General features: G+C 42.1%; 14 protein-coding genes and 1 pseudogene. 8 read left to right on the top strand and 7 right to left on the bottom strand.

Annotated features, from left to right (window positions below; translation table 11 throughout):
• Positions 1–12 precede the first annotated feature (12 nt).
• Positions 13–921 (bottom strand): phosphotransferase, encoded by a 909-nt coding sequence (locus AC503W_RS20230; RefSeq protein ID WP_494915587.1) that lies wholly within the window; start codon positions 919–921, stop codon positions 13–15.
• A gap of 14 nt (positions 922–935) precedes the next feature.
• Positions 936–2,447, bottom strand: coding sequence for a DEAD/DEAH box helicase (locus AC503W_RS20235; protein WP_494915589.1), 1,512 nt, complete (start codon positions 2,445–2,447; stop codon positions 936–938).
• Between the two features lie 306 nt (positions 2,448–2,753).
• Between AC503W_RS20235 and AC503W_RS20240 the strand changes: the two genes are divergently transcribed.
• On the top strand, positions 2,754–4,046 hold the full coding sequence (locus AC503W_RS20240; RefSeq protein WP_402870094.1) for an NCS2 family permease: 1,293 nt from the start codon (positions 2,754–2,756) through the stop codon (positions 4,044–4,046).
• A 117-nt stretch (positions 4,047–4,163) separates the two neighbouring features.
• On the opposite strand, the gene AC503W_RS20245 is transcribed toward AC503W_RS20240, so the two are convergent.
• Together AC503W_RS20245 and AC503W_RS20250 are read right to left on the bottom strand one after the other, a co-directional pair.
• On the bottom strand, positions 4,164–4,712 hold the full coding sequence (locus tag AC503W_RS20245; RefSeq protein ID WP_402870092.1) for a hypothetical protein: 549 nt from the start codon (positions 4,710–4,712) through the stop codon (positions 4,164–4,166).
• 8 nt (positions 4,713–4,720) lie between these two features.
• Positions 4,721–5,914: an Alp7A family actin-like protein gene (locus tag AC503W_RS20250; RefSeq protein ID WP_402870090.1), complete on the bottom strand. Its 1,194-nt coding sequence runs from the start codon at positions 5,912–5,914 to the stop codon at positions 4,721–4,723.
• Between the two features lie 359 nt (positions 5,915–6,273).
• On the opposite strand from AC503W_RS20250, the gene AC503W_RS20255 reads away from it, so the two are divergent.
• The 3 genes from AC503W_RS20255 to AC503W_RS20265 all read left to right on the top strand — a co-directional run bounded on the left by AC503W_RS20255 (position 6,274) and on the right by AC503W_RS20265 (position 8,893).
• Complete coding sequence (locus AC503W_RS20255; protein WP_402991171.1) at positions 6,274–7,794, top strand: FAD-dependent oxidoreductase; 1,521 nt, start codon at positions 6,274–6,276, stop codon at positions 7,792–7,794.
• Between the two features lie 112 nt (positions 7,795–7,906).
• Positions 7,907–8,101 (top strand): YwbE family protein, encoded by a 195-nt coding sequence (locus AC503W_RS20260; protein ID WP_057914066.1) that lies wholly within the window; start codon positions 7,907–7,909, stop codon positions 8,099–8,101.
• A 135-nt stretch (positions 8,102–8,236) separates the two neighbouring features.
• The gene (locus AC503W_RS20265; protein ID WP_402991168.1) at positions 8,237–8,893 is read left to right on the top strand and encodes an SIMPL domain-containing protein; all 657 of its coding nucleotides are present in this window, start codon (positions 8,237–8,239) and stop codon (positions 8,891–8,893) included.
• Positions 8,894–8,958: 65 nt separating this feature from the next.
• On the opposite strand, the gene purU is transcribed toward AC503W_RS20265, so the two are convergent.
• On the bottom strand, positions 8,959–9,861 hold the full coding sequence (purU, locus tag AC503W_RS20270) for a formyltetrahydrofolate deformylase (RefSeq protein ID WP_402870082.1): 903 nt from the start codon (positions 9,859–9,861) through the stop codon (positions 8,959–8,961).
• 499 nt (positions 9,862–10,360) lie between these two features.
• Here purU and AC503W_RS20275 point away from each other — a divergent pair, with 499 nt between their 5' ends.
• The 4 genes and pseudogenes from AC503W_RS20275 (at position 10,361) to AC503W_RS20290 (ending at position 14,496) form a co-directional block, all read left to right on the top strand.
• Positions 10,361–11,140: a transporter substrate-binding domain-containing protein gene (locus AC503W_RS20275; RefSeq protein WP_402870080.1), complete on the top strand. Its 780-nt coding sequence runs from the start codon at positions 10,361–10,363 to the stop codon at positions 11,138–11,140.
• A 26-nt stretch (positions 11,141–11,166) separates the two neighbouring features.
• Positions 11,167–11,832, top strand: a pseudogene (locus AC503W_RS20280) (amino acid ABC transporter permease).
• Positions 11,833–11,844: 12 nt separating this feature from the next.
• Positions 11,845–12,585 carry an amino acid ABC transporter ATP-binding protein gene (locus AC503W_RS20285; protein WP_402870075.1) on the top strand — a complete coding sequence of 247 codons (741 nt, stop codon included), beginning with the start codon at positions 11,845–11,847 and terminating at the stop codon, positions 12,583–12,585.
• A gap of 258 nt (positions 12,586–12,843) precedes the next feature.
• Entirely contained in the window at positions 12,844–14,496 is a 1,653-nt protein-coding gene (locus tag AC503W_RS20290; protein ID WP_402870072.1) for a glutamine--tRNA ligase/YqeY domain fusion protein, read from the top strand.
• 90 nt (positions 14,497–14,586) lie between these two features.
• Here AC503W_RS20290 and msrB read toward each other — a convergent pair whose 3' ends face one another.
• Both msrB and AC503W_RS20300 read right to left on the bottom strand, forming a co-directional pair.
• Complete coding sequence (gene msrB / locus AC503W_RS20295) at positions 14,587–15,546, bottom strand: peptide-methionine (R)-S-oxide reductase MsrB (RefSeq protein WP_494915594.1); 960 nt, start codon at positions 15,544–15,546, stop codon at positions 14,587–14,589.
• A gap of 156 nt (positions 15,547–15,702) precedes the next feature.
• Positions 15,703–16,881, bottom strand: a complete 1,179-nt coding sequence (locus AC503W_RS20300) for a NupC/NupG family nucleoside CNT transporter (protein WP_402870067.1) — start codon at positions 16,879–16,881, stop codon at positions 15,703–15,705.
• Positions 16,882–17,151 lie beyond the last annotated feature (270 nt).

Here is a 17,151-nt window from a genome sequence, read left to right on the forward strand (position 1 = left end):
AAATCAGTAGAATCAATCTTCCATAGCCAACGACAAACCTGTGCGCGTGAGGGAGATCAGTTCTTTGTCACCTCGATCGATTCCATACACAAGCAGCCTGACGAGCATGTAAATCGCCCTAAATCTTGCCAGGTTTTTGACTTCGGTTTCAATTTCACCATAGATTTCAAAAAAGGACCGTCTCGCCTCTTTTGGAAAGTAGCTGTATAAAAAAGAAAAATCGATAGCTGGATGCCCGATATGAACGTCCCCCCAGTCAATGATGCCCATTAGTACACCCTGGGCATCGAGCAAGACGTTCCGGACATGAATATCACCATGGACAAGGGTGTCGCATGTCCCCTCATACGATGCATCCAGGTCTTTTAAAAACATCGAAACGGCATGGGCCTGTTCAGAATAGCCTAGTGCCACTAATGCTAAGAGTTGCTCATCAAGGCTGTCCTGCCGGAAAGAAACATCAAGTCTCCGCATTTCATCAGGCTGTACACCCAATTGTTTCGCCGTTGGCACAGGAAACCTGTGAAGCACTGTCAGGAAGTGGGCAAACTTTATTGCCGAGGAAATCTTACTTTCCATGGTTTCCTTCACAGGTAAGTGTCCCTTCACCATTTTGTAGCCAGTAAAGGGATATGGATAACTACTGCTCGGCTCTCCAAAAAAGACCGGTTCAGGTATGGCTAGCGGAAGATTTCCGGCCAATGAAGGCAAAAGCTTGTTTTCCACTTGGATTAAGGTAACAGCAATGGGTCTTCGGGGAAATCTGAATACATACTCCTCATTCAACTGAATGACCGTATTGTCAAACCCTTCCCCAATTTGCCTCACCTTTTCCAAACCCACATCGGGAAACTGCTTCTTTATCAAATTCTCTGCAAGTTCTAAGGAAACTGGATATTCTGCCAACCATGGTTTGTCCAATTCTCCTTCCCCCTTTATCGGTTTCTGCCCCTGCTAGATGAACCTCCTGAATCATTGCGACGGTTCCCATTCGGACTATGGGTATTCCCCCTTCTGCCTTGACTCCCTCCTTGTCGTTCTCCTCGGGCATTGTCGCGACTACGTCCCCGACTTTCATCCCTTTGATCTCCTCGTGTGTTCTCTCGTTTAGGACCTCGGTTTGCAAAGCCCTCACGTGTATTCTCTAGACTCAACTCACGATTGTCGGCCTGATTAGCGGAGCGGTGACTTCCTCGGTTCGGACCTCGCGTATCGATTCTTTCTCTATGACGGCGTCCACCACCCGAACGTGGATGACGTGCTTCCCCTTCAGATAAGTCGCGGTCATGACGCTTCCGTTTATTCTCGACTTCGCCCGGCTGGAACATCTTAACCCCTTCGATCTTTCTCCGTTCAATTTTCATGGAGATACCTTTTTCAATATCACTCAAAAGCTGAAGATCCTTCGTAGCAATAAAGGTTACGGCTAATCCATGCTCACCGGCCCTTCCTGTACGTCCTATCCTATGGATATAGCTTTCGGCATCTTCAGGAACATCGTAGTTAAAAACATGTGTCACGCCTTCAACATCCAGCCCACGCGCAGCAACATCCGTGGCCACTAAATATTGAAGCTTCGCATCCCGGAAGTTTTTCATGACACGCTCTCGTTTTGCCTGCGACAGATCTCCATGAAGTTCATCCGAGTTGAAACCAGCCGCCTTTAAAGCATCGTTCAAAACAGAAACACGGCGCTTTGTCCGGCAAAAAACAATCGCCAGATATGGCTGTTCTTCCTTTATGATGCTGATCAGTGAGGACTGTTTGGCCCTATCCGTCGTTTCAATGACAAGTTGACGGATCTGCTCGACCGTCACTTGCTCAGCTTTAACAGCAGCTGTCAATGGTCTATCCATATAACGCTTCGCCAACTGATGGACTTGTTCTGGCATCGTCGCGGAAAAGAGCAGCGTTTGTCTTGTCTCTGGCAATTGTCCCATGATTTCTTCCACTTCCGGTAAAAATCCAATATGGAGCATTTGGTCCGCTTCATCCAAAACAAGCGTTTCGGTTTGGGATAAATCAATGGTTCCCCTTCGTAAATGGTCTAATAATCGGCCCGGTGTAGCTACCACGACAGAAATATTCCGTGTCAGCTTTTTCATTTGCTGCTCCACATCTTGTCCACCATACACGGCTAGCACTTGCAATTCCTCGATCTCATTGGCGAACTTTTTCAGCTCCGCCGTTATCTGTAACGCTAACTCCCTAGTCGGTGTGACGATTAATGATTGAACGTGGGAAGCTTTTGGGTCGACTTTTTCTAATATTGGAAGCAAAAATGCCAATGTCTTCCCTGTTCCTGTCTGTGCTTTCGCGATGACATCCCGGCCCGCCATTATGTCAGGTATCGATTTTTCCTGTATCGGGGTTGGGCTGGTTATGCCGGTTTGCTTCAATATCGTGTTAATTTCTGGGCTTATGCCAAGCTCGATGAAATTTGTCATGTATCGGCCTACTCTCTATATTTGTGATATCTTATTTAAATCATCATTACATCCATTGTTTATTACTGATTCTACACTAAGGCAATTTCCTTTACTCCAAGTTCTTTGTTAGTATATCATTATCTATTTTTGAGAGAAAATTTTTCATGGTATTGTGCTTTAGATGTTTTTCTAATATAATTTATAAGATTTTAAATTTCTGACTAACTATACTATTTGAGCTACTTGCCTGGAAAAAGGTGGGCGTCTCCTCCTTGTAAATGTCTGTACAAGGAGTTTTTGTATATAAAAAGAAGGAGTGGCCGCATGTTTAAATTAAAAGAACGGAAAACGAATATTAAGACAGAAGTCCTTGCAGGGCTTACAACCTTTTTAACATTAGCTTATATCATCGTTGTAAACCCCAAAATTCTTTCTGATGCTGGTGTTCCCTTTGAACAGGCTTTTACAGCAACCATCATCGCTACCTTAGTCGGTACTCTTTTCATGGCTTTTCTAGCCAATTATCCTATTGTCATTGCTCCTGCGATGGGATTGAATGCCTATTTCGCGTACTCTGTCCTAGGTACGCATGATATCTCGTACACGGTTGCCTTTTCGGCAGTCTTTGTTACAGGGATTATCTTCGTCATATTATCGCTTACTTCTTTCCGGTCTAAACTGATTGAAGCGATCCCCAATAATCTGAAACATGCTATCAGCGCCGGGATTGGTCTATTCATCACCTTTATCGGGCTTCGTTTATCTGGGGTCGTAACGAGTCATGAATCGAACCTGGTGACCCTAGGGAGCTTCAGAGACCCAGGAGTGGCACTTACCTTAATCGGTTTGGTAATAACCATCATTTTAATGGTCCGTAAGATTCAGGGTTCCATTTTCATCGGGATGATCATTACAGCGATCATTGCCCTATTTACTGGACAACTTAAAATTGAACATTTTGTTTCGGTGCCATCGTTACCCGAGGGCATCATTGTTGCTAATCCAATCACTTCTTTTGCGGATGTTGTAAACTACGGCCTATATGGTGTAGTGTTTTCCATCCTTCTCGTTATGCTATTCGACACCACCGGAGCCCTAATCGGGATTGTGCGCCAAGCAGGGTTATTGAAAGACGGAAAGTTGGAGAAAGCAGGAAGTGCTTTCTTCGCGGATTCCGTTGGGACAACAATCGGAGCCATGTTCGGTACAAGCCCTACTGCCGCCTCCGTGGAGTCCTCGGCCGGTGTAGGTTCAGGTGGTAAAACAGGGTTAACCGCTCTTGTCGTAGCCATTCTTTTCTTGGTCACTGCTTTCTTCAGCCCACTTATCGGGGCAGTATCAGATATTGCGGCCATCACTGCACCTAGCTTGATCATAGTTGGTAGCATGATGATCAAAAGCATCAATGAGATTGAATGGACCCATTTCGACGAATCTTTCCCAGCCTTTTTGGTCATTGTTACGATGCCTCTTACTTCAAGTATCGCCAATGGTATAGCACTTGGATTCATCTCATATCCAATACTAAAAATCGCAAGAGGGAAATTCAAAGAAGTCCATCCGTTAGTATACATCTTTGCCGTTCTTTTTCTTTACCAACTCATTTTCTTAGCATAAAAGAGAGGAACCGTGACATCACGGTTCCTCTTTTCATGTCTTATCCTCGCCTTTAACCCCCTTCGAATCCTATCAAAAAAAAGGATATCCAACATGTTGTCAGATACCCTTCCTCTTTTACTGATTCATTTGATCAAGAAAGTCGCCAAGAAGATCATCCAGATTTTCCTCTTCTGGTTCCGGTTGCTCTGACTGTTCTGAAGTCTCATCGAAACTCCAATCAAAATCATCCAGATCCATTTCGGGTAATTCCTTCGGTTCTTCTTCCAAACTCCTCTCCACCAATTCTTCCTCTTCCTTTACATAGACATCCTCATTGATTCCATTGCTGTTTAGTGAGGCCAACAAGGCCGTAGCCCGTAAAGGATCGGATAAAAGATGGTACAAAATCGTTCCAAGCATTGCTTCTGAGTGGGAATGCTTTAGCCAGTCACGCTGAGATTTACTAAGCTTATTCGGCATGGGCAAGGCAACCATCTCCCGTTCCTGATGAGAGGATTGCCCAACGCCATCAAGAACATACTCAGCAATTTTACTGGAAAAATTTCTTCTTTCCGTTTCCTTTAATTTCTGCAGCTGCCTTAACGTATAATCGGATACATCTGAAGGGATACGAAAAGTGATGGCCTGTCCTCTTTTGATTTCAGAAGAAGCTGTTTTTTTCATTTTCTCACCTATTTAACTGAACCTGTACGTTGTTCTTTCTTCTTATGTTGAGATTGTTGCTCTTCCTTTGAATTCCGGCGTTTAAAGTCGGAAATCAGCTTGTAATAGGCGTTGGCCATCATCCAAACGCTTTCTCTTTCATCTTCAAAAAAGTCGATATTGTACCCATCAAAGTTTTGATTGAGTGTTTTCAAGTAATCCTTCAGTACAATTGAACCCCCACCTACGAAGTAGCAAATCTCCGTCTGTGAATTCTTTTTCCAAACGTTGCGAAGATGACGATATTGTTTTTTTGCAAGCTCCCCTAAAATGCGGTCGACAATATCATGCACACTTGTCCGACTTCCACGGACCATTATATGGTTCCGGTCGTTTTTTTTCGTGATAATCTCCACCACGTCACGTCTGCTGTCCAATTCGACACCATGTTTCTTCCTGATTTCCTCACGAATTGATTCGAGTGCTTCAGCCACACCAAGGTTAAACCCTTGTGCTTTATCATCATCCACTTTACGGTTCTTAATGACCGCGATATCTGTCGAAAGTCCGCCGATATCTTGAATAAGAATTCTTTTGTCGATCAGCTCACGGTTAATGATGTTCAAATCATTGTCCATTACTAGATTGATATAAGCTGCAAACCCTTCAGGATAGACCTTCACTTCATCAAATTTAATATTCACTTTCAATCCCTGATATTTAGGCGTGATTAAAAATTCCACTTGGTGAACCGAACCCACTAATTTCGAGCGATATCCGACATCTTTCCCTTCCTTCACTTCACGGAGCGGAAGGCCCGTACCCAACGTATAGTTCGCTTCGACGACATTATTAACCTTTTTGAAGCGATCATTGTTCCCCTGTTTAGCCGCATCCAATGCCAGTGCCGCAAAAAGCATGATCAACGTTTGGTCTTCTTCCGATTTACTGCTGCCTAAATCCAATTCTGTAGGGTTATCACTTTTTGTCGCTAAATTCCCAACACGGTAAATAGCATTATTATCTTGAAGTGCTGGTGAGTGAACTCTTATATGAATTCCATCCAATGGGTTATTCTCATCCAGTTCCTCTATCCCGATGACCGGCCGGTCCTCAATATCTTTTGCAATGACATTCGGTATATATAGTTCAGACTCTAGTTTTCCAAAAATAGCTTTGATAGCATCATTACCTACATCTACTGCTGCGATTCTAGAACTCATCTTAAAACATCCCCTTTTTTTAAAAAATGCCAGACAGTGTACTTTAATAAGAATAGAAAAAAATACCATAATAGTCAATGATTCGATAGATATACCTTTTCCTAAAATATGTATTCATTTTGTATACATTAGTAACAAGTGTGTACACACCTTGTATATAGCCATGTATACGTGTTTGTAAACATATTTACTATATTGTTTACAAACTATCTTATTTTGTTTACATGTATACATTTTTGTATACAATGCAAACCATTTCCTTTTTATAACATCCATCTACCAAAAAGAGGATAAAAAGCTAGGTGAAAGGGAATGGTAATAAACGGAAACCATTCCTAAACGTCTGGAGGAATTTAAAAATGACTGAAAAAAATACAGAACTCCCACAGTATCCTGAACCCTTCTGGAGAAGTACATTGACTTTTCCTTCATTCCCCAAGGTAGAAGAAGATATTAAAACAGATGTCTTGATTGTTGGGGGCGGGATCACAGGCATAACTTCCGCTTATCTATTAGCCAAGCAAGGAGTTCAAGTCACACTCATTGAGGCGAGCGAGATCCTAAACGGAACCACAGGACATACAACAGCCAAGATTACCGCCCAGCATGGACTGGTTTATGACAAGCTAATTGCAGCGCATGGCGAGGAAAAGGCAAAACTATACTATGAAGCAAATACTGAAGCAATGAATTTAATCAAGGAATTGGTCGAGGAACATTCTATAGAATGTAATTTATCTAAACAAGATGCTTATGTGTATGCAAATACTGAAGAATATGTTAGTAAGATTCAAAAAGAATTGAGGGCCTATCGTAAACTCGGTATTCCCGGTGATTATACCGACACTATACCCTTCTCCATTCCATGCAAAGCCGCGGTAATCATGAAGGACCAGGCACAGTTCCATCCATTGAAATATTTACTGGGACTTACCTCCCCCATTCTGGATGGTGGCGGGAAAATCTTTGAACATACGACAGCCATGAAGATTGAAGATGGAGAGAATCCGACCGTTCTGACTGAGGATGGTCATAAAATTAAATGCAACCATGTCATCGTCGCTTCTCATTTTCCTTTTAATGATGAGATGGGTTTATACTTTGCACGGGTCCATGTAAAAAGATCCTATGTCCTTGGCATTAGGATGAAACAGGAATATCCGGGAGGCATGTTTTATAGCGCGGATAGCCCTTCCCGTTCCCTTCGCTATACGGAAAACGACAATGGTGAAAAGCTGATTCTTGTAGGCGGAGAAGGGCATAAAACCGGACAAGGTATATCCACAATAAACCATTATGAGGCTTTACAGGATTTTGGCTCCCACTATTTCAAAGTGGAGGACATCCCTTACCGTTGGTCGGCTCAGGATATCGTGACGCCTGATGACCTGCCATTCGTTGGCCCGGCAACCCCCAATCATCCCCGGGTGCTCATTGCAACCGGTTATGCAAAATGGGGCATGACAAATGGAACCATTGCCGCAAAAATCTTGACTGACCGCATTTTACAAAAGGATAACCGATATGCGGACTTGTATGATCCCGCCAGATTAGATGGAATGAAAAACATGGTGAAAGATAATGCGGATGTCGCGAAGCATATGATTCAGGGCAAGCTTTCCATCCTTCATAAAAAGCCAGACGACCTAGGATTGGATGAAGGGGCCATTGTCAAAGTGAATGGGGATAAGGCTGGGTGTTACCGAGATAAAGAAGGTCAACTATTCATCGTGGACTCGACATGTACCCATATGGGATGTGAAGTCGCGTGGAACAGTGGGGATAGGACTTGGGATTGTCCGTGCCATGGCTCACGTTACTCTATTACTGGAGAAGTTATGGAAGGTCCTGCAGTCGAGCCCCTCAAGAAAATTCGGTAATAACGGATACCTAGCGTACATTGCCCTATTATTCTCGACTATAACAACTGTTTTCCTTATACTGAAGGGACTGCAGTAACTTGCAAATACCTCTAAAAGGGATTGAAGTAAAATGAACGGTAAAAACCGAAAAGATATCACTCCAGGAACCTCTGTAGACATTGTACTGAAAGCAGATCAACGAAGCGGAAAACTAACAAGTGGTACAGTAAAGGACATCTTAACAAACTCTAGCAGTCACCCACATGGAATAAAAGTACGGTTGACAGACGGCCAAGTTGGCAGGGTCCAGGTCATTCATAAATAACATGCACTCGGTTTGAAACCGAGTGTTTTTTTATATCCTTATTCTTTCGATCAATCCTTCAACAAAAGGGAGCATGTTTTCCCTTACGGTCCCGTACAATAGGATAAACTCACTTTTATAAAAGGTTGGTGTCTTATGAATCAGGAATTTAGCACCCCCAATCGAAATTATCTTGATAACCCTCACGCTTTAAAGGTGTCCGGCTCTGAGACGCTTCAGGCTGCCCCTGATCAGGCGACCATTACCCTGGGGGTCATAACAGAGGATGAGGACCCCCGGAAGGCTCAACAAGCCAATTCACAAAGCATTGCACGAGTCATTGCTGGACTGAAGTCCATTGGCATTTCCGAAGATCAATTGAAAACGAGTGAATATAGGATTGACCCGCAATATGATTATGTTGGTGGAAAAGAACAGTTTAAAAATTATAAGGTCCATTATATAATCCAAGTCCAAACAACTGAGATTGAGGCCATTGGCATCATAATTGACACGGCTGTCAGCAATGGGGCCAATTCCATCTCCAATATCCGTTTTTCCTTGTCCACTCCAGAGGTCTATTACAATCAAGCCCTTTCACTAGCTTTAAAGAATGCTTATGAAAAAGCACTCTCCATGGCGAGAACGATAGGAGTTACCTTGAACCCCATTCCCACTCTCGTTGAAGAAATGTCGGAAACGACTCCTCCTGTTCTTTTCCAAACCAGTTCCTACACCAAAGCAGCCACTACCCCCATCCAACCTGGTGAATTGAACATTACCGCTACAGTAAGAGTGGAATATACTTACTAAGTTGCCGGTTTCCAAAGTAAAACCCTCTATTGGCAAGGCTACTTGCCAATAGAGGGTTTTTGTTTTTAAAAGACGACTGTTTTGTTTTCATGAACAAGAACGCGGTCTTCCAAATGCCACTTCACAGCATGAGCAAGTACCCTGCGTTCTGCAGAACGACCAATTTTCTTCATCTCTTCTGCAGAGTCACGGTGATCGACACGTTCTATGTCCTGCTCGATGATGGGACCTTCATCTAAATCATTTGTCACATAGTGGGATGTTGCCCCTATCAACTTAACACCGCGGGTATATGCGCGTTCATAAGGTCGAGCCCCTATGAATGCAGGTAGGAATGAATGATGGATGTTGATGATTTTATTCGGATGGGCTGCCACGAAATCGGGTGTCAAAATCTGCATATATCGAGCCAATACGATTAAATCAATTTTAAAGTCCTCCAGCAATTTAAGCTGCTGCGCTTCCACTTCTTTACGAATCTCTTTATTTGCCGGAATATAATAAAAAGGAATATTCATGGATTCGACAATTTCCCTAGTATCTTCATGATTACTGATGACCATCGCTATATCTGCCAGTAGATTGCCGCTTTGCCACTCCCATAACAACTCAAGTAGACAATGTGGTTCTTTCGAAACGAAAATCGCCGTCCTCTTTAAATCACTAACGTAATTGAACGTCCATTGCATGGAAAACTTTTCTGAAATTTCTTGAAAATCTTTTTCCATGTCTCCTGATTTCGCTTTTAAGTTGGGGCAATCAAATTCAATTCTAGTAAAAAAAGTCCCGCCATTTGGATTCATGGAATACTGACTCAATTCAACAATATTCGCTTCATATTCTTTTAAAAAAGCCGTTACCGTTGCGACTATGCCTGGTTGATCCGGACATTTTATTATCAAACGTCCTCTATCTTCATTTTTTTCACGGTATGCCTGTAATTGCTCTTGCACAAAGTTGTTCACCATTATCCCAACTGCCCTTCGTCTTTTTGGCTCTATTATACTTTATTTCGTCAGCAATGTTAAAGTCAGTCCATTACTCCCCGATTAATAAGCACGATAATCCTTGTCTGAAACCTGCACTGATTTCAACACCCACTCCGGATTGGAAGGTAATACATCCCCGTATACCGGTTTTTTTATTATTTCTTCGGCGGTTTCCACTTGCGTACCGTTTTAATAAGGGGGATTTTTTTCGATTGGATTTTCAATGACTTGATAGACGCCCAGCTATCCAGTGACTTGAACATAACGGGAAATGTAGAAGAAGTAAATGCAAAGTCCCAGAACCTTTAAGAATTGCATAGTAAAAGAGATTAAAAGAGAAGAGTCGGCCTGATTAAGGACGATTTTTTTTGATATTTGGACATTTTGGGACGTTCTTCCCAAAATTGGAGGTTATGACAGAAGACATGTTGGGTATAAAACACTTTATCAGTACCTAAAAGGGGGATTAGAAATAATCATGAAATTATCAGTAAAATTCATTCTTGCATTATTGGTCATTCTTGGTCTCATGTCCGGCTGTGCTGAGAAGGATCAGCTTGAAGATGGTAGTAAGCTGATTAATGAGGATCAGTTTATCTTCGCTTCCTCAGGTGAATTCAAACCATTCAGCTATGTCAATGATGACATGACTGTAACTGGATTTGATGTCGAGGTGGGAACGGCCATTGCCAAAGAATTAGGACTTGAAGCAGTTCCTAAGCGAATAAAATTCAAAGGAATTGTTGAAGGGGTCAAGACTGGTCGGGCAGATGCAGCTGTTGCCAGTCATACCATCAATGAACAGCGTAGTAAACACGTTTCCTTCTCTACTCCCTATTACTACTCTGGTCCTCAAATCTTTGTGCGCCCTGATAGTGATATCGAGACAATCGAGGATTTAAAAGGAAAAGAGGTAGCCGCGTCTAAAGGTTCTACATACGCAAACACCGCTGAAGAATATACAACCAATGTAAAAACCTATGATAGCGACATCACGGCCCTTAAAGCGTTGAGCGGGGGGCGTCATGATGCTGTCATAACGGATTTTGTCACCGGAAAAGAAGCCGTGAAAGAAGGCTTTGAAATTGAAGGACGACAATTGATTGAACGGAGTGAGCAGGCGATTGTACTGCCACAAGATAACCCTGAGTTGCTCGCACGTGTCAATGCAGCACTCGACAATCTCCGTGAAGACGGAACGCTTGCTGAAATCAGCAAAAAGTACTTTGGTGAAGATATCACGACCAAACCTGAATAAAGATAGATAGAAAGGGAGTTGTTCCATTGCCAAGTTTTTCACATTTCTTTGATACATTATTTAGCTCTTCGGATGTGTTCATCCGAGCCATGCTCCTCACCTTGGAGCTTACTGTCGTATCCATTTTAGTGGGGACCGTCATCGGATTACTTTTTGCACTCTTAAAAATTTCTAATATTAAGATCCTCGCATAGATTTCAGATGCTTATGTATTCCTAGTCCGGGGTACACCATTGATCGTACAAATATTCATCCTTTACTTTGGTATTAGTAACATCTTCCTGCTTCCTGATTTTTGGGCAGCATCTCTTGCACTCGCCTTCCATAACGGTGCTTATATTTCGGAAATACTTCGTGGAACGATTCAATCCATCGACAAAGGACAGGTGGAAGCTGGTCGCTCGCTAGGAATGAGCAAGTCTCTCACATTAAGAAGAATCATCCTGCCACAGGCTTTCCGCCGTGCACTGCCACCACTAGGCAATCAATTCATCATCGGCCTTAAGGATTCCTCATTAGCCGCATTCATCTCAATGAATGAGCTCTTTAACGTTGCCACTACGTTAGGATCTAATAACTTTGATGAAATGACTTACCTTCTGATTGTAGCCGTCTATTACTTGATACTTGTAGCAATCTTAACCATAGCCGTCAATGCATTCGAAAAGAAACTGTCCATTAGCGATCGATAGGGGGAAATGAACATGGAACAAAAAGAAATGATTCGCATAAGAAACTTGAATAAATCATATGGAGATCTTCATGTGCTTAAGGATATCGATATGAAGGTGCTGGATAGCGATGTAGTCTGCCTGATAGGCCCTAGTGGCTCTGGTAAAAGTACATTGCTCCGTTGCTTGAACTATTTAGAGAAAAAGGACAGTGGACAGATCCTGATCGAGGGAACAGAGATTCAGCCTGGAAAACATGATATTAATAAGATTCGGGAAAAAGTGGGCATGGTTTTTCAGCATTTTTACCTTTTCCCACATATGACAGTGCTTGAGAATATTATAGAAGCACCTACTCACGTCAAGAAGGTCCCTAAGGCCCAAGCCATTAAGGAAGCAAAAGAGTTATTGGTTAAAGTGGGACTCTCGGATAAAGCGGATGTCTACCCAAGCAAACTATCGGGTGGGCAAAAACAACGGGTTGCCATAGCTCGGGCACTAGCCATGAAACCGGATATCCTACTCTTTGACGAACCCACTTCCGCTCTCGACCCGGAACTTGTCGGTGAAGTATTAGCGACAATGAAGGAACTGGCCATTGAAGGCATGACAATGGTCGTCGTGACCCATGAGATGAGCTTTGCCCGTGAAGTAGGAGACTGGATTGTCTTCATGCACAACGGACGTGTGATAGAAAGCGGCCCACCTACGGAATTTTTCTCCAATCCAAAAGAAGAACGGACGAAGGAATTTTTACAAACGACTGTATTTTAAATGACATCATCCGAAGCAATGCAGAGAACTCTGCATTGCTTCTTTTCTGAACAATACTAGATATATAGATTTATCAGTTGCCACCAAAGTTTCAGGGATATATTCTTCCCAAATGTGCAAACTAAATACTAGATGAATTGTTTCAGAATATATCCTCACTCCCCCCATTCCGGCTCGAACATGGAAAAATGTCTGTATTTATGGTATATATACAGGTAAAATTAAAAGAAGTATATAAATGAAAGAGGTCGAATTCTGTTGGAACATAACTCTTCAAATTTTATTAAAAATATTATAAACGATGATCTAGAGTCCGGAAAACATAATCATATCGTCACCCGTTTCCCTCCTGAGCCAAATGGTTACTTACACATCGGGCACGCAAAATCCATCATACTGAATTTTGGTGTGGCTGATGAATTCAATGGGAAAACGAACCTGCGTTTCGATGACACGAATCCATTGAAGGAAGATATTGAGTATGTCAATTCCATCAAGGAAGATGTCAAATGGCTTGGTTATGACTGGGATAACCTTTTCTTTGCTTCCGATTACTTTGATAAGATGTATCAAAAGGCTGTATTGCTAATCACTAAAGGTCTAGCCTATGTGGATGACCTAAATGCAGACCAAATCCGTGAATATCGTGGAACATTAACGGAACCTGGAAAAGATAGCCCTTACCGCAATAGAACGGTTGAGGAAAACCTTGAGCTATTTGAAAAGATGCGTAACGGCGAATTTGAGAATGGCCAAAAGGTATTGCGTGCAAAAATCGATATGAGCTCGCCAAATATTAACCTGCGGGATCCTGTTATTTACCGTATTTCCCATACGGAACACCACAATACAGGAGATAAATGGTGCATCTATCCGATGTATGCATTTGCTCACCCAATTGAGGATGCCATTGAAGGCGTCACTCATTCCATCTGTACGTTGGAGTTTGAAGATCAACGTCCGCTTTATGACTGGATCGTTGATAATTGTGAAATGGAAAGCAAACCACAACAATATGAATTTGGCCGTTTAAACCTGACGAATACGGTGATGAGCAAGCGTAAATTGAAACAGCTTGTCGATGAGAAATTTGTCGACGGCTGGGATGATCCACGTATGCCTACCATCTCCGGTTTACGGAGACGGGGATATACACCGGAAGCGATTCGTGCTTTCTGCCAGGAAATAGGTGTTGCTAAAACGAGTGGTGTCGTCGATTCCCAAATGCTTGATCACTTTGTCCGTGAGGATTTGAAGCTGAAGGCTCCACGTACCATGGGTGTTTTAAAGCCACTTAAAGTCGTCATCACCAACTATCCAGAAGGTGAAGTTGAAATGCTTGAAGCTGAAATCAATCCCGAAGTACCTGAGATGGGTACTCGACAAATTCCATTTTCACGTGAAATATACATCGAGCAAGATGATTTCATGGAGAATCCACCGAAAAAGTACTTCCGTCTTTTCCCGGGTAATGAAGTCCGTTTGAAACACGCTTATTTCATTAAATGCGAAGACGTGATAAAAGATGAGGCTGGAAATGTCATTGAGCTTCATTGCACATATGATGTTGAAACAAAGAGCGGATCTGGTTTCACCGGCCGTAAGGTGAAAGGGACACTTCACTGGGTCGAAGCTACACAAGCTATTTCAGCAGAATTCCGTAACTTCCAACCTTTAATCTTGGATAATGAGCAAAATGAAGAAGAAGAAAAATCATTTTTAGAGCGGGTTAACCCTGATTCCATAGAAGTCTTACAAGGATTTGTTGAGCCTAATATGAAAGACGTCAAGCCACAGGATAAATTCCAGTTTTTCAGACATGGCTATTACAATGTCGATCCTAAACTTACGTCATCCGATCAGCTCGTCTTCAATCAAATCGTTAGCTTGAAGAGTTCATTTAAATTATAAAAACTAATGATAAGGACCAAATTCCATAATGGAGTTTGGTCCTTTTCATATGCTTATGAATTATCTTGCATCTTCCATCCCTCAACAACATCACTTCATTTGAAATAGCAATAATAGGTCGCCGTATCCTTCCTCTTCCATTTCATTTCTAGGGATGAACCGAAGTGCAGCCGAATTGATGCAATAACGAGTTCCCTTGGGGGCAGGACCATCCGAAAACACATGTCCTAGATGGGAATCGCCTTCCCTGCTCCGCACCTCAGTACGGGTAGATCGATAGCTTACGTCAATCTTTTCATGAACACTGGCAGACATGATCGGCTTTGTAAAGCTTGGCCATCCACATCCACTATCATACTTATTCCTGGAGCTGAATAGGGGCTCTCCAGAAACGACATCCACATAGATGCCTTCTTTAAAATGATCCCAGTACTCATTGTCAAAAGGTGGCTCTGTCCCATTTTCCTGTGTAACGAAAAATTGCCTCTCAGTCAAGATTTCCTTAAGGTGGGATTGATCCTTAGGCCAGTTTTCTTTTAAGAAAGCATCGCGGCCTGAACCCTTACGATACAAGGCGTACCTAAATTGATTCTTTTTATGGAAACCCTGGTGATATTCCTCGGCAGGATGAAACTCCATGGCCGGTAAAATATCCGTTACGATGGGGTCATCGAACAGATTATTCTCCATTAATTCTTTCTTAGACTCCTCGGCTTCTAATCGTTGACGATCATTATGATAAAATATCGCAGATTTATATTGATTACCCCTATCAGAAAATTGTCCACCAACATCGGTAGGGTCAATCTGCTGCCAGAATATCCGAAGTAAATCTTTATAAGAAATGAGGCGAGGATCAAACACAAGCTGAACCGCTTCTACATGATCGGTCTGACCTGAAATCACCTGCTTGTAACGGGGGTTGGGAACCTTCCCGCCCGTATAACCCGAAGTCACTTCAATCATTCCATCCATTTCATCAAAGGGAGCTACCATACACCAAAAGCATCCCCCTGCAAAGGTCGCGATCTCTCTATCATTCACTGTCACACATGGCACCCTTTCCTACTATTTACTTTGTTATATTATTACAGACCCAAACAACAAACTAACTCTTTCATTTCATGCCATTCTATAAAAAGAGGCACTTAGGAATCAACCTAAGTGCCTTACATGATCATTAATTAATTATTGCCATGGAATCCATTAAAGGATGACACTTACAATGATGGCTGATAGAATGCTGACAAGCGTCGCACCATAAAGTAACTTCAAGCCAAATCGTGCCACAACGTTCCCTTGCTTTTCATTTAGTCCTTTAACTGCACCAGCGATAATCCCGATTGATGAGAAGTTTGCAAAAGATACCAAGAACACCGATACAATACCTAAAGTTCTCTCACTGAATCCAGCATCCGCTAAGCTCAACATGGCAACGAATTCATTCGTCACTAATTTAGTGGCCATGATTCCACCAGCAGATACAATTTCAGATGCCGGAACACCCATGATGAAGGCAAATGGAGCAAAGATATATCCTAGGATTTCTTGGAAGCTAATACCTAGAATCAAGTCGAATAAGCTGTTTATACCAGCGATTAATGCGACAAAACCAATTAACATGGCAGCAACAGTTATCGCCACTTTGAATCCATCCATGATATATTCTCCGAGCATCTCGAAGAAGGATTGCTTTTCTGCCCCTTCTTCAACAGCGAGAATATCTTCTTCCTCGGAAACTGTATATGGATTGATGATAGAAGCGATAATAAATCCACCAAACATGTTAATAACAATGGCTGTCACCACATACCTTGGCTCAACCATAGTCATGTAAGCTCCTACAATCGACATGGATACAGTGGACATGGCCGATGCACAAAGCGTGTACATACGTGAAGGCGGTATGGCACCCAGCTGTTTCTTCAAAGTAATGAATACTTCTGATTGACCAACGATAGCCGAAGCAACCGCATTATAGGATTCAAGCTTACCCATCCCATTTATTTTACTGATTAGTAAACCAATCCACTTCATAATGAATGGAAGGATTCTTAAATACTGTAAAATACCAATTAAGGCGGATATAAAGACAATCGGAAGAAGAACATTTAAAAAGAACGGTGATGCGCCTTCATTGACGATTCCGCCGAAGACGAATGTTACCCCTTCATTGGCCCATTTCAAAAGCATTCCAAATGCGTCAGCAATAGCATTGATGATGACAAGACCAAACTTCGTATTTAATAATATATACGTCAAGATAAGCTGAATCAGGATCATTATGATGATTGGTTTAACTTTGATTTTCTTACGGTCACTGCTCACTAATACAGCAAGTCCAAAAACGACGATCAGCCCTAAAATTGCTATCAGAAATTTCATTATGCGGCCTCCACTTAGGTGAATTTAATTTATTTTAACTGGTACCTTAAAAGAATTATGCAAGCGTTTTCTCTTTTAGCCAAAATACCTTGTCCGTACCTCTTCAATTTTATATACTATACTAATATTTTTTGTAGTGCAATTAATTTTTTTCTATAAGCACAATACAATATTTGGTAACTGACAAACCCATTTTATTAAAAGTTTCCCCAACTGGTTTCTCTATATCCACATCTAACGAAACAGCAACGATCAAAAAAAACTTAGGGT

It is taken from the genome of Peribacillus suis (assembly GCF_059384845.1).